Annotated in this window: 14 protein-coding genes; 12 read left to right on the top strand and 2 right to left on the bottom strand. The window is 68.5% G+C overall.

What is annotated here, in order from left to right:
* Nucleotides 1–128: 128 nt before the first annotated feature.
* The 10 genes from IPG97_19135 to IPG97_19090 are packed head-to-tail and all read left to right on the top strand — an operon-like array spanning nucleotide 129 to nucleotide 8,722.
* The gene (locus tag IPG97_19135) at nucleotides 129–353 is read left to right on the top strand and encodes a hypothetical protein (GenBank protein ID MBK6858599.1); all 225 of its coding nucleotides are present in this window, start codon (nucleotides 129–131) and stop codon (nucleotides 351–353) included.
* A 59-nt stretch (nucleotides 354–412) separates the two neighbouring features.
* Nucleotides 413–1,594, top strand: coding sequence for a tRNA epoxyqueuosine(34) reductase QueG (gene queG, locus IPG97_19130; protein MBK6858598.1), 1,182 nt, complete (start codon nucleotides 413–415; stop codon nucleotides 1,592–1,594).
* A complete protein-coding gene (locus IPG97_19125) occupies nucleotides 1,591–2,721 on the top strand; it encodes a glycosyltransferase family 4 protein (protein MBK6858597.1) in 1,131 nt (376 codons plus the stop codon). Before queG ends, IPG97_19125 begins: the two co-directional genes overlap by 4 nt.
* Entirely contained in the window at nucleotides 2,718–3,143 is a 426-nt protein-coding gene (locus tag IPG97_19120; protein ID MBK6858596.1) for a hypothetical protein, read from the top strand. The genes IPG97_19125 and IPG97_19120 overlap by 4 nt, the downstream gene beginning before the upstream one ends.
* Before the next feature lie 22 nt (nucleotides 3,144–3,165).
* On the top strand, nucleotides 3,166–3,612 hold the full coding sequence (locus IPG97_19115; GenBank protein MBK6858595.1) for an SRPBCC family protein: 447 nt from the start codon (nucleotides 3,166–3,168) through the stop codon (nucleotides 3,610–3,612).
* Nucleotides 3,609–4,865 carry an ArsA family ATPase gene (locus IPG97_19110; GenBank protein ID MBK6858594.1) on the top strand — a complete coding sequence of 419 codons (1,257 nt, stop codon included), beginning with the start codon at nucleotides 3,609–3,611 and terminating at the stop codon, nucleotides 4,863–4,865. The genes IPG97_19115 and IPG97_19110 overlap by 4 nt, the downstream gene beginning before the upstream one ends.
* Nucleotides 4,862–5,407 carry a hypothetical protein gene (locus IPG97_19105; GenBank protein ID MBK6858593.1) on the top strand — a complete coding sequence of 182 codons (546 nt, stop codon included), beginning with the start codon at nucleotides 4,862–4,864 and terminating at the stop codon, nucleotides 5,405–5,407. The genes IPG97_19110 and IPG97_19105 overlap by 4 nt, the downstream gene beginning before the upstream one ends.
* A gap of 46 nt (nucleotides 5,408–5,453) precedes the next feature.
* Entirely contained in the window at nucleotides 5,454–6,758 is a 1,305-nt protein-coding gene (locus IPG97_19100; protein ID MBK6858592.1) for a hypothetical protein, read from the top strand.
* Nucleotides 6,655–7,749, top strand: coding sequence for a hypothetical protein (locus IPG97_19095; protein MBK6858591.1), 1,095 nt, complete (start codon nucleotides 6,655–6,657; stop codon nucleotides 7,747–7,749). The genes IPG97_19100 and IPG97_19095 overlap by 104 nt, the downstream gene beginning before the upstream one ends.
* Nucleotides 7,750–7,753: 4 nt before the next feature.
* Nucleotides 7,754–8,722 (top strand): ROK family protein, encoded by a 969-nt coding sequence (locus IPG97_19090; protein ID MBK6858590.1) that lies wholly within the window; start codon nucleotides 7,754–7,756, stop codon nucleotides 8,720–8,722.
* Nucleotides 8,723–8,882: 160 nt separating this feature from the next.
* Here IPG97_19090 and IPG97_19085 read toward each other — a convergent pair whose 3' ends face one another.
* Nucleotides 8,883–9,389: an inorganic diphosphatase gene (locus IPG97_19085; protein MBK6858589.1), complete on the bottom strand. Its 507-nt coding sequence runs from the start codon at nucleotides 9,387–9,389 to the stop codon at nucleotides 8,883–8,885.
* Nucleotides 9,390–9,525: 136 nt separating this feature from the next.
* Between IPG97_19085 and IPG97_19080 the strand changes: the two genes are divergently transcribed.
* Nucleotides 9,526–10,701: an aminotransferase class I/II-fold pyridoxal phosphate-dependent enzyme gene (locus IPG97_19080; GenBank protein ID MBK6858588.1), complete on the top strand. Its 1,176-nt coding sequence runs from the start codon at nucleotides 9,526–9,528 to the stop codon at nucleotides 10,699–10,701.
* 56 nt (nucleotides 10,702–10,757) lie between these two features.
* Here IPG97_19080 and IPG97_19075 read toward each other — a convergent pair whose 3' ends face one another.
* Nucleotides 10,758–11,372 carry a TetR/AcrR family transcriptional regulator gene (locus IPG97_19075; GenBank protein ID MBK6858587.1) on the bottom strand — a complete coding sequence of 205 codons (615 nt, stop codon included), beginning with the start codon at nucleotides 11,370–11,372 and terminating at the stop codon, nucleotides 10,758–10,760.
* A gap of 118 nt (nucleotides 11,373–11,490) precedes the next feature.
* On the opposite strand from IPG97_19075, the gene IPG97_19070 reads away from it, so the two are divergent.
* Entirely contained in the window at nucleotides 11,491–12,132 is a 642-nt protein-coding gene (locus IPG97_19070) for an ACT domain-containing protein (protein MBK6858586.1), read from the top strand.
* The last annotated feature ends 52 nt before the right edge of the window (nucleotides 12,133–12,184 follow it).

Here is a 12,184-nt window from a genome sequence, read left to right as displayed (position 1 = left end):
TCGAGTCCGTCGGCGCCAAGGCGTCCAGATGTGAGGTGACGTATCCGCAGGGACCCGGAGCGCTTCGTTGTCACTGGGGCTGGGGAAGATGGCGCAGTACATCCCGTCGTCCCTACCGGAGGCCGATCATGGGCAACCCCTTGCCAGCAGAGCCACTGCTGATCGACTGCAACGACTGTTCGTTGCGTGACACGTCAGCCTGTGTCGACTGTGTCGTCACGTTCATCTGCCGAAGCGACTCGGCATCTCCGGTCGTGGTCGACCTGGCCGAGGTGAGAGCGATCAAGATGTTCGATGCCGCCGGCCTGGTGCCGCCGCTGCGCCACCGACCGCGAGCTGGTGCCGCCGGATAGCCCAGGCAGTGCGTGGTGCCGAGTGACGGTTGGAGCGATGGCACTGAAAGGATGGGGGCATGGCCGAGGTCCCCTCACTGGAGCATCTCCGAGAGGTTGCGCGCCTCGGGGGAATCGCCCACCTGGGTTGGACCCACGCCGAGCCGCTGGCTGACACCCGCCGAGACCTCGAGGATCGCAAGGCTCGCGGCCTGAACGGCACCATGCAGTTCACCTACAAGAACCCGACCCGATCCACCGACCCTCAGGCCTTGTTGCCGGGAGCCCGCTCGATCCTGGTGGGGGCTCGGTCCTACCACCGCCAGCGCCCACCGGCTCCGGCTGGTGTGGGGCCGGTGGCGCGGGTCGCCCGATACGTGTGGGCCGACGACCACCAAGTGCTGGCCGACGGGTTGGCTGCGGTGGCGGCAGAATTGAAGGCTGCGGGCTGGCGGGCCTGCGTGGTGTCAGACCAGAACCACCTGGTGGACCGGGCAGTGGCCCACCGATCCGGCCTCGGCTGGTTCGGAAAGAACGCCAACCTCCTGGTGCCGGGTGCGGGTAGCTGGTTCTTGTTGGGATCCGTCCTCACCGACGCCCCGGTTGTGGGTGACCGGGCCGAGGAAGAACCACCGGCCGACATGGCCGCCGGCTGCGGAACGTGCACCCGCTGCCTTCCGGCGTGTCCCACCGGGGCCATCGTGGCTCCGGGTGTTGTCGACGCCAGAAGGTGCTTGTCCTGGAGCCTCCAAACCACGGGTCCGTTCCCCCTCGGTCATCGCGAGGCCCTCGGCGATCGGATCTACGGGTGCGACGAATGCCAGGAGGTGTGCCCACCCAATCGGGTGGAGGTGCGCCGCGCCGGACCGAACGAGGAGGCCCTCGAAGCCGAAGGAGACCCAACTCGGGTGTGGGTGCCGGTACTGGACCTGCTCGAAGCCGATGACCGCGAGGTGATGGCCGCCTACGGCCACTGGTATGTGCCCCAACGCGACCCGGCTTATCTGCGCCGAAACGCGTTGGTGGTGCTGGGCAACACCGGCGACGGAACCGATCCCAGGGTCCGTTCCGTGCTGGTCGCATGCCTGGCCCACCCCGTCGCGGTGGTGAGAGCCCACGCGGTGTGGAGCGCACGGCGCCTGGGGTGCGACGATCTTCTGGTGGAGATGGATCGAGATGAGGACCCCATGGTGGCCGAGGAGTTGGCCCGCCCAGTGGTGAGCCCGCTGGTCTCGCCGGCCCGAGCTGTCTCTCCGTCGTGAAGCACCTGCTGGTCACCAACGACTTCCCGCCCAAGATCGGGGGGATCCAGTCGTACCTGTGGGAGCTGTGGCGCCGACTCCCCGCCGACGAGGTCACCGTCCTCACCACGCCCTACGCCGGGGCCGCCGAATTCGACCGCCAGGCCGGGTTTCGGATCGAACGCAGCCGAGACAAGGTGCTGCTACCTCGTCGTGCCGTGCGCGACCACATCAATGCCCTGGCCGCTGACATCGACGCCGACCTCGTGTTGCTGGACCCGGCTCTGCCCCTGGGCCACCTTGGTCCGTCCCTCGAACGTCCCTACGGCGTGATCCTCCACGGTGCCGAGGTGACCGTCCCGGGCCGGGTTCCGGGCCCACGCCACGCCTTGGCTCGGGTCCTGGGAGGGGCATCGCTGGTGGTGGCCGCCGGTACCTACCCGGCCGCCGAAGGTGAGCGGGCGGTAGGACGGGAACTGCCCATCGTGTCGGTGCCGCCCGGCGTCGACACCGAGCGCTTCGTTCCCCTGAGCCCGGACCTGCGCCGCCAGACCCGTGCCCGACTCGGGGTGGCCGAACACGCCGACCTGGTGGTCTCGGTGAGTCGCCTCGTCCCCCGCAAGGGGATGGACACCTTGATCCGAGCCGCCGCCCAACTGGCTCCCCGTCATCGGGACCTCGTCGTCCTGATCGGTGGATCGGGCCGTGACCGCAAACGGCTGGACAAGCTGGTCGAATCGACCGGGGCGCCGGTGCAGATGCTGGGACGGGTCGACGACGATGACCTACCCGCCCTCTACGCCAGCGCCGACGTCTTCGTGATGGATTGCCGTAGCCGCTGGCTCGGATTGGAACAGGAAGGCTTCGGCATCGTCTTCTTGGAGGCGGCGGCGTGCGGTGTACCCCAGATCGCCGGCAACAGCGGCGGGGCGGCCGAGGCGGTGGACCACGGTCGAACCGGGCTGGTCATAGACGACCCCACTTCGGTTGATCAGTTGGTCGACGGTTTGGGCTCCCTGTTGGCCGACGCGGACGGCCGACGGCGAATGGGGGAGTCGGCTCGTAGTCGAGCGGTGGCCGAGTTCTCCTACGACGTGTTGGCCGCCCGGCTGGACCGGGCCCTGCACCGATGGGCCGACTCTCGGTGACCGAACCAGAGGGCCAGACCGCCGGCTCCGCCGTGATCGTCCTCGGGCAGGTCGGCACGGCGCTGATGGTGATGTGCACCCTGATGGCCGCGGTCCTCGACGTGGGAGCGGCCCAGATCGCCTATCTGGTGGCCTGCACCGTGTTGTTCGTGGCTGGCTGCGCCGCCTTCGCGGTCGGCTTCCTCCGGGCCGCGGGACGCAGTCGTACCGAGACGATCGACCTGGCCGGGCTCTTCTACCTGACCGGGGCCGCTCCAGTCCCGGTGCGACGGATGCTGCTCGGACTGTGGTTCACCCAGATCGCGGTGGCCACCGTGAGCGTTGCTGTCACCCAGCCGCCCTGGGCGGTCATGGCCCCCGTGTTCGGCATCGGAATCCTCACCTTGTGGTCCAGTCGCCACGGCTCCTTCCCCCCTCGCTGAGCGGGTGGGGCAGAATGGCCCGATGGCAGATCGGGTCATAGAGCACACCACCATCGAGGCCAGCCCCGACGCGGTGCTGGCCGTCCTGTTGGACTTCGCGCAGTACCCGGCGTGGGCCCCAGATCTCAAGGACGTGGAGGTACTCGAGGCCGACGACCAGGGCCGCGGTACCTCGGTGCGGTTCCGGGCCGCCGGCTTCGGCAAATCCACCGTCTACACGCTGGCCTACGACCACTCAGACCCCAACGTGGTGGCCTGGACGCTGACCGAAGGCGATATCACCCGAAAGTTGGACGGCTACTACGAGCTGCTCGAAGGCGACCAGGCCGGCACCACCGAGGTCACCTACCAACTCGAGGCCGACCTGATAGTTCCCATCCCCGGGTTCATCAAGCGACGCACGCAGGGCCGGATCATGCACACCGCCCTCCGAGAGCTCAAGGCCCGGGTGGAGCTCCAGGTTCAGTGAGGGTCCTGCTCTTCACCGGCAAGGGTGGGGTTGGGAAGACCACCACCGCGGCGGCCACCGCTCTGCGCTGTGCCGATGCGGGGCTGCGGACCATCGTGTTGAGCACCGATCCGGCTCATTCGTTGGCCGACGCCTTCGGGGTGGATCTGGGGGATCATCCCGTCGAGGTGGTGCCCGGGCTGTTCGGCCAACAGCTCGACACCCAGGCCCGCATGGAAGACGCCTGGGTCGAGATCCAGGCATGGCTGCTCGAGGTGTTCGAATGGGCCGGGGTGGCGGCCATCGAAGCCGAGGAGCTGTCGGTCATCCCGGGGCTCGACGAGATCTTCAGCCTCAGCGACATCAAGACCTACGCGGATAGCGGTGAATGGGATGTGGTGGTGGTCGACTGTGCCCCCACCGCGGAGACCCTTCGTCTGTTGTCGTTGCCCGAGGTGTTGCGCTGGTACATGGACCGGGTGTTCCCGATGAGTCGGCGCATCAACAAGGTGGTGTCGCCCATCTTGGGCCGGGTGGCCGGTCTGCCCACGCCCGGCGACGAGGTGTTCGGTTCGGCGTCGCGCTTCTATGACCGACTCGACGGGGTGCGGGACCTGCTGTGCGACACGTCCCGGACCAGCGTCCGGTTGGTGGTGAACCCTGAGAAGTTGGTGGTGGCCGAGGCCCGTCGAACCCACACCTATCTCTCGCTGTTCGGGTACCGGGTGGATGCCGTGGTGGCCAACCGGCTCCTGCCCGATGAGATCAACGACCCGTGGTTCAAGGAGTGGAAGGCCCGCCACGCCGAACATCTGGCCTCGATAGAGGAGGGTTTCGCCCCCGTGCCGATCCTGCGGGCCGAACTGGCCCCGACCGAACTGGTCGGTGTGGATGCGTTGCGGGGCTTCGCCCAAGGCCTCTACGGAGACATCGATCCCGCCGGTGTGCTCCACGAGGGCGAACCGGTCGAGGTGATCCGCAAGGGCGCCGGGTTCGAGCTGGTGATCGAGTTGCCCTTCGCCGACCGTGATGACCTGGAGCTGGGACGGCGAGACGATGAACTGCTCATCCGGGTCGGTGGCTATCGCAGGGCGATGATGCTGCCAGACTCCCTGCGCCGTCACCCGGTGGGGGCGGCCAGCCTGCGAGACGGCCGCCTCCGGGTCACCTTCGCCGGTGAGCCGTCGTCGAACAGACGACGGAACTCTCCCCCGTCATCGACCCGGCCCGGCGAGCGGGCCGCGGGCAGCTCGGGCGGGGAGCGATCCCGATGAAACCCGACCCACAGGCGAAACCTTCGGGCGCGGAGCCGGACCTGTCGGACCCGACCCGGGCCGCGTCGAACCCGCCTCCCGTCGCCCCGGGCGATCACGAACCTGGTCACGACCCCGGGAACGACTCCAGTCACGATTCGGATTGGGGTTCGGACTGGGACGACGACTGGTCCCAAGGGTGGGACGACGACGGACCTCGGGGTGGCCACGACAGCCACCGGGTTCCCGGCGGTGACGACCAGCGGGTGGCGGCTGGTCTCGATCACCTTCAACGGGCCGCCCGCGAGGTGATCGCTGCATCTCGAGCCCTGCTCGATGCCGCCGAAGACCTCGTCGACCGCCCCGAGGGCATGGCCCGCCTGGCCGGGGTGGTGGCCGACATCGGCGACCTGGCCGGCCGTACGGTACGGGCCGCAGCCGCCGATGTCACCCGGGCGGGAGCGGGGTCGGGGCGTTCGGGTGGACGGGCGAGTGGTTCCGAAGGCAACGATCCAGACGACCCCGACGACGGCTCCCCCGTGCAGCGGATCCCGGTGTCGTGACAACCAGCTTCGGGCGACTCGCCCACCCCACCCCATGGAGGAACCGGTGAGGATCCTGCACCTGCACGGCGGAACCAGCGCCGACGTGGACCTCAACCTGCACCCCCAGATCACCGTGGTTCGGGGGTTTCACGACCCAGCCCGGCAATGGTGCATCGACACCATCGGACACCTGGCTGTTGGCCGGGTTTCCACCGCATCGGGAGAGGTCGAAGCGTCGGGCATCCGCTTCTCGCTCACCGATAAGTCGCTGTCCACGCTGGGCCTGGTGGTGGCTCATAGTTCGGTGGTGGTGGCCGCAGACCTGCGTCCTCCGGTTTCGGAGTCCGCTAACGGCGGGGCCTCGGGTGGGGCCACCACCGGGGTGCACGGGGCGTTGGCATTCGAGACGGGTCCTGCCGACACCGTCGGCATGGACATCGCCGGGGCGCAAGAGCCCGAGGGCGGCGGCGTCGACCTCCACCACCGCGACCTGCCGGTGGCGGTCGTCCCCCAAGGGGCTGATGCCTTGGCGCCGTCTCCGCCTGTGCCGCCACCGGCCCCACCTGATCCGGTGGCAGAGGCGATCAGGCAGCGTCTGAGCGCGCTGCGCCAGCGGCGCCTGGAACTGAACCGCCTAGCCGAGTCCCTGCCCGGGGTCGACACCGCCCAGGTGAGCGAGGCCTTGGCCGCGCTACGCGATGTGCCGGTGGGAACCCCTGTGGCCGGAGCTGAGGAACTGGCAGATAGATGGCGTGACCTGCAACGAGAAGCCACCGCCATCCAGTTGGCCACCACCTCAGATGAGCGGGCGGCGATGGCCGAGGTGTTGGCGGCCGAGTTGGCGGTCGCCGAGGCCGAAGCCGTGCTGCGTCAACCCCAACTCACCGACGACCAGATCCGTCGCATCGAAGCGGCCCACGCCGACTACGTGGAAGCCTCCGACAAGGTCGACGAGAGGCGGTTCGGAGCGGGCCGAGCTCGAAAGCAGCTCGCCGACGCCGAGGCTGAGGAGGCCCGGATCCTGGCCCGCTTCGGCTTCGATTCCTGGGTCGACTACATGCTGAACACCTCCAAGCGGGCGGCGGACCCCGACATGCGTCGAGAGAAGGCCGACCTGGAGGCGGCCACCAAAGAGTTGGGTCACTGCATCGCCGACCCCGGGAGCGGCGGTACGACGTCGTCGCCGCCAGGACTTGAGCGAGAGACAAGATGCCCTCAGCACCGAGGTGGCGGCCCTCCTGGGTCACCAGCCGGTGGGATCGGGCGTGGAAGACGAACTGCGCAGCCTGCGCGTCGACTCGGACCGGTCACGGGAGACGTCACGGCTGATCACGGCCCTAGACGCGCACTCGGCCGCGCCCGAGGTTGATCGGGCCGACGTCGACTCGGTGATGGTGGCGGCCGAGCAGTTCCTGGACGGCGTCGCCAACGACGACCGTCGCCGCGAGGAGCTGGAGGTGGCGGTGGCCGCCATCGATGTACACGTGGACGCCTTGGAGGTGGAGCTCGCCGCCGACGTGCCGCGCTTGCCGGACCTGCCCGACCTACCCGACATGGCTGAGCCCCCGGTCGGGCTGTTGGAGATGGTGGCGGCCACCGACGTCTACTTCATCGCGCAGGGTCAGGCCCTCGCCCCCGGTGACGTTGCCGAGCACGCCGACACTCCCGCCACCGACGACAGTGCCGGTGATGGGACCGGCGCGACCATCGCTGGCGAGTTGGCGCGGCCCGCTCTGCCGCCGAACCCGGGCCGATCCGACGCAGGTGACGAGACCAAGGCCTGGGGTGAGCGGGGCGCCCGTGACATCTTCGCCAGTTCGGGCTGGGCGAGCGACGTCGAAACCCCAACCGGCAGCGAACCCGTGACGGTGTCAACCCCATTCGTCGATTCTGATCAGGATCAAGGTTCACTGACTACGGCCGACGACGAACCGGCCGTCGACGAACCGGTAGGCGGCGAACCGGTCGCCGGGGGAGCCGTCGCCGGCGAACCGGTCGCCGATGGGCCGGTCGAGGAACCTGACGATGCCGTGGACGACGAGCTCGTTGTCGGCGAGACGGGCAACCAACCGGTCGGCTACGTGGCCTTCGACCCCAGCGACCGAGCCGCACTGGTGGACGACGTGATCTGGAGGGCCATGGTTCGCATCGAGGCCTGTCGTTCGGAGGGGCCTGCCGGCCACCTTCCGGTGGTGTTGGACGATCCGTTCGTGGACCTGAGCGACGACGAGGCGGTCGAGGTGCTGATGCGCCTGGCTCGCCTCACCGACCTGGTGCAACTGATCGTCCTCAGCGACCGGCCCGAGGTTGCCGCTTGGGCGCACGACCTTGGGCGCGACCACGCCCTGGTGGTGGGGTAGTCAGATGTCAGATCTGGTCTGCGGCCTCGACCTGGGCGGAACGAAGCTCCTGGCCGTGGTGGTCGACCCCGATGATCACAGCGCGGAGCCCCTGGTGGTCACCAAGGTTCCCCGGCCGGGGGGAGACGTGGTGGCGGGCCTGGCCGCGGTGGCCCGCGACGCCATCGCCCAGGCCGTGGCCAGCGCCGACGGGGCCCGGGTTCGAGCCGTCGGGGTAGGGGCGCCAGGACTGGTCGACCGCAACGGGGTGTTCCGCTTCGGTCCCAACCTGCCCGGTGTGGTCGACCGATCGCTGGCCGCCGAGCTGAGCGCCGATCTGGGATTGCCGGTAGCCGTCGACAACGACGCCACCTGTGCCGGCTGGGCCGAACACGAACGGGGAGCGGCCCGAGGCGTGAACCATTCGCTGACCGTCACCCTCGGCACCGGCATCGGTGCGGGACTCACCGTCAAGGGCGGCGTGCTCCGCGGGGCCCACGGCTATGCCGGCGAACCCGGCCACATGATGATCGACCCATCCGGTCCCGAGTGCCGGTGCGGTCGCTTCGGCTGCTGGGAGCAGTTCGCGTCGGGCAACGCCCTGGGTCGTTTCGGACGGGAAGCGGTGGCCGCCGGGAAGGCTGACGCGGTGCTGGCCCAGGCCGGCGGCCGTGTCGAGGAGATCCGCGGCGAGCACGTCGTGGCGGCGGCAGCCCTCGGTGATGCCGATGCCCTGGCCGTGATGGGACAGCTCGGATGGTGGGTGGCGGCAGGGCTGGCCAACCTGGTCAACGTGCTCGACAGCGAGGTGGTGGTGATCGGCGGGGGACTGATCGCGGCCGGTGACCTGTTGTTGGATCCGATCCGCCGGGCGTTCACCGACCTGCCGATGGGTGGTGACCGTCGTGAGCCGGTGCCTGTGGTGGCAGCCACGCTGGGCGAGCGAGCCGGGGCCTGGGGCGCGGCTCTGCTGGCCGCAGCCCGCGTCCCCTGACCACGGCGAGATCGAGCCTCGCTTGTTCTAGCCGCTAGGACCCTTAGGAGGTGCGCCGATAGGCGGACCGACCCATAAGCACGGCATGGTTAAACCGAGGCGAAGCCTCGGTCTGGTCAACCTGGTAGCGACGACGACCGGACCTATCCGCTAGGACCCCTTAGGCGAAGGACGTGCCTAGGGCGCGCTCTTGGCTCTCGGTGATCTCGGCCTCGGCCTTCTCGCGGCCCTCGAACCCCTTGGTGTTGGCGAACTTGCCGGGTTCGAGCTGCTTGTACACCTCGAAGAAGTGCTCGATCTCGTCGGTGAGGTGGTCGGGGAGCTGATCGATGTCTTGGACGTGGTCCCAACGGGGGTCGCCGTGGGGGACGCAGATGATCTTGGCGTCGGGTCCGGCGTCGTCTTCCATCCAGAACACGCCAACCGGTCGGGCCTTGATGCGACAGCCCGGGAAGGTCGGTTCCTCCATGATCACCAGAGCGTCGAGCGGATCGCCGTCGCCGCCCAGCGTGTGATCGATGTAGCCATAGTCAGCGGGGTACACGGTGGCCGAGAACAGCCGGCGGTCCAACCAGATCTCACCGGTCTCGTGGTCGATCTCGTACTTGTTGCGGCTACCGCGGGCGATCTCCACCACCACGGGGACATAGGGCTGCTCAGAAGACATGGCCCCCATGGTGCTCAGCCCCGTGACCGCCGCGCCAACCGGCCGCCTCCCGCCGCCCATGGCATGGGTTCTGGCACCATCGGAGGTCGTCTGAAACCGATCCGGAGGCGCCCGGAGGTCCGATTAGGTTGCACCGATGGAGTTTCGTCGCATCACCGGTCTTCCTCCGTACGTGTTCACCATCATCGACGGGCTCAAGATCGAGGCTCGCCGCCAGGGGCTCGATGTGATCGACCTGGGGTTCGGCAACCCGGACCTGCCCTCGCCGCAGATAGCGGTGGAGAAGCTGGCCGAGGCTGCGGTCAACACCCGCAACCACCGATACTCGGCCAGTCGGGGTATCCCCAAGCTGCGCGAAGCGGTGGCCGACCTGTACCTGCGTCGGTTCGGTGTGGCCTTGGATCCCGACCGCGAGGTGATCGCCACCATCGGGGCCAAGGAAGGTTTCAGCCACCTGATGTGGGTGTTGCTCCAGCCCGGAGACGCGGCACTGGTCCCGTCGCCGTCCTATCCGATCCACATCTGGGGGCCGCTGTTCGCGGGGGCCGATGTGCGGGAGATCCCCATGGGTACCGGCACCGACTTCTTCGAGAAGATCCAAGAGGCGTGGGAGTACTCCTGGCCCAAGCCGCGGGTGATCGTGCTGTCCTTCCCCCACAACCCAACCACCGCGTGTGTGGACCTCGACTTCTTCCAGCGGGTGGTGGACTTCGCCCGAGACAAAGACGTGGTGGTGGTCCACGACAACGCGTATGCCGAGCTCGGGTTCGACGGCTACGAGCCGCCCAGCATCCTCCAGGCCGAGGGCGCCAAGGAGTGCGCGGTGGAGCTGTACTCGATGACCAAGTCGTTCTCGATGGCCGGCTGGCGTGTCGCATTCCTGGTCGGTAACCGCGAGGTGGTGCAGGCGCTGGCCAAGCTCAAGAGCTACCTCGACTACGGCACCTTCCAGCCGATCCAGATCGCCGCCACCGTCACCCTCAACGAGGATCCCGAGCATCCCCGCGAGGTGCTCCCGACTTATCAGGCCCGTCGTGACGCCCTGTGTGACGGGCTCAACCGGATCGGCTGGGAGATCGAGCCGCCAAGGGGCACCATGTTCACCTGGGCACCCATCCCTGAGCCGTACCGTGAGATGGGCTCGGTCGAGTTCGCTTCGTTCCTGGTCCGCGAAGCCCAGGTCGCCACCTCACCGGGGGTCGGCTTCGGCCCGGGCGGCGACGGCCACGTCCGATTCGCCCTGATCGAGAACGAACAGCGGATCGGCCAAGCGGTCCGCAACCTGAAGAAGGCCCTCACCCGACTCCAGTAGGGGCCGGTCTGCCGGTCTGCCGGTCAGGGGCGGGGGCCGGTGTGCCGGTCTGCCGGTCAGGGGCGGGGGCCGGTGATGCCGTGGAGGCAGAAGTTCACGGCGGCGTCGACCACCTCGTCGGTGGCCCGGAGCTGACCCTGGACCACCTGGAGAACCAGGTGGGTGTGGACCCCGATCATGAACTGGGCGGCCAGTTCGGCGTCGCCGGGCGGTATCTCCCCGGCGGCCATGGCCTCGCTGATGTGGGTGGCGGCATCGCGGACCGCCACCTGCTGGCCCTTGAGCACTCCCTTGCTGAACGCTTCATCGGTGGCGGCGAACTGGACCAAACGGAAGTTGTCGGTGTGTTGGACCGACCACTGGATCGAGGCCCGGATACCGCGTTCGATGCGCTCCATGGGGGTGGTGCCATCGGCGATGGCGGCCCGCTGACGGCGTCGGAGATCTCGCTGAGCGTCGGCGAGGATGGCCCGCAGCAACGCTTCCTTGGAGTCGAAGTACCAGTAGAACACGCCCTTGCCCACCCCGATGCCCTCGACGATCTCGGCGACCGAGGTTGGGTGGAAGCCCTTCTGGGCGAAGCGTGCCGCCGCGAACTCCATGAGTTGGGTGCGGCGCTCCTCGCCTCTTTGGGTCAGCTTGCGGTCCACCCCGCCACCGTACTTGACCATCTGGTCAAGGATTGTGACCGAATCGGGTGCCCGCGCCCAGCTGGTGTACCTGGCCCCGGCTCGCGCTGTTGGCCGATGAGAAACGCCACCGAAACAGTGTTGGCCTAGCGTCGGGGAAATGGAGAGCTACGTGATCCGGGTCTGGCTGCCGGACCGTCCTGGTGCCCTGGGTGCGGTGGCCAGCCGCATCGGTGCGGTCAAGGGAGATGTCGTAGGTATTGAGATCCTCGAGACCGGTGACCATCAGGCGGTGGACGAACTGGTGGTTCAACTACCCGAGTCGACCCTGGTCGACCTGCTCATCAGCGAGATCCGCCAGGTCGACGGCGTGGAGGTGGAGGAGGTCCGCCCCGTAGGTCCCGAGGGCCACGATCCCCGCCGGGACACCCTGGTGACCGCGGCCCGCCTCGTCGAGGCGGCCACCCGTGACCACCTGCTCGAGGTGGTGCGAGACCAGGCCCACCGTTCGCTAGCTGCCACGTGGGTGGCGGTGCTCGACACCGAGGCCGGGACGACGCTGGTGGCCGGGGACGGAGCTCCGTCGGACCCATGGCTCCAGGCGTTTGTCCACGGCGCTTCGACGGCGGCATCGCTGGGTGGCGGAGACGCATCCCCGAGCGACGTCACCTGGGTGGGGTTGGAGGGGTGCGGTCTTGCCCTGGTCGCCGGCCGAGACCGCATCGCTTGGCGCGACCGCGAACGTCGTCAGATAGAGGCATTGGCCGACATCGTCGCCATCCGCTGGACGGCCCTGGCCTGAGCCGAGCCGGGCGCCGATCAATGAGCGCCGATCAATGAGCGCGCACGGACGG

It is taken from the genome of Microthrixaceae bacterium (assembly GCA_016702505.1).
Lineage (GTDB): Bacteria > Actinomycetota > Acidimicrobiia > Acidimicrobiales > Iamiaceae > Aquihabitans.
This window is presented reverse-complemented; position numbering and strand designations above follow the sequence as displayed.

Bases quoted from the DNA above. Each gene is read 5' to 3' on its own strand.
- IPG97_19135 (MBK6858599.1), top strand. From the start codon at position 129: ATGGGCAACCCCTTGCCAGCAGAGCCACTGCTGATCGACTGCAACGAC.
- queG (MBK6858598.1), top strand. From the start codon at position 413: ATGGCCGAGGTCCCCTCACTGGAGCATCTCCGAGAGGTTGCGCGCCTC.
- IPG97_19115 (MBK6858595.1), top strand. From the start codon at position 3,166: ATGGCAGATCGGGTCATAGAGCACACCACCATCGAGGCCAGCCCCGAC.
- IPG97_19105 (MBK6858593.1), top strand. From the start codon at position 4,862: ATGAAACCCGACCCACAGGCGAAACCTTCGGGCGCGGAGCCGGACCTG.
- IPG97_19090 (MBK6858590.1), top strand. From the start codon at position 7,754: ATGTCAGATCTGGTCTGCGGCCTCGACCTGGGCGGAACGAAGCTCCTG.
- IPG97_19085 (MBK6858589.1), bottom strand. From the start codon at position 9,389: ATGTCTTCTGAGCAGCCCTATGTCCCCGTGGTGGTGGAGATCGCCCGC.
- IPG97_19080 (MBK6858588.1), top strand. From the start codon at position 9,526: ATGGAGTTTCGTCGCATCACCGGTCTTCCTCCGTACGTGTTCACCATC.
- IPG97_19075 (MBK6858587.1), bottom strand. From the start codon at position 11,372: ATGGTCAAGTACGGTGGCGGGGTGGACCGCAAGCTGACCCAAAGAGGC.
- IPG97_19070 (MBK6858586.1), top strand. From the start codon at position 11,491: ATGGAGAGCTACGTGATCCGGGTCTGGCTGCCGGACCGTCCTGGTGCC.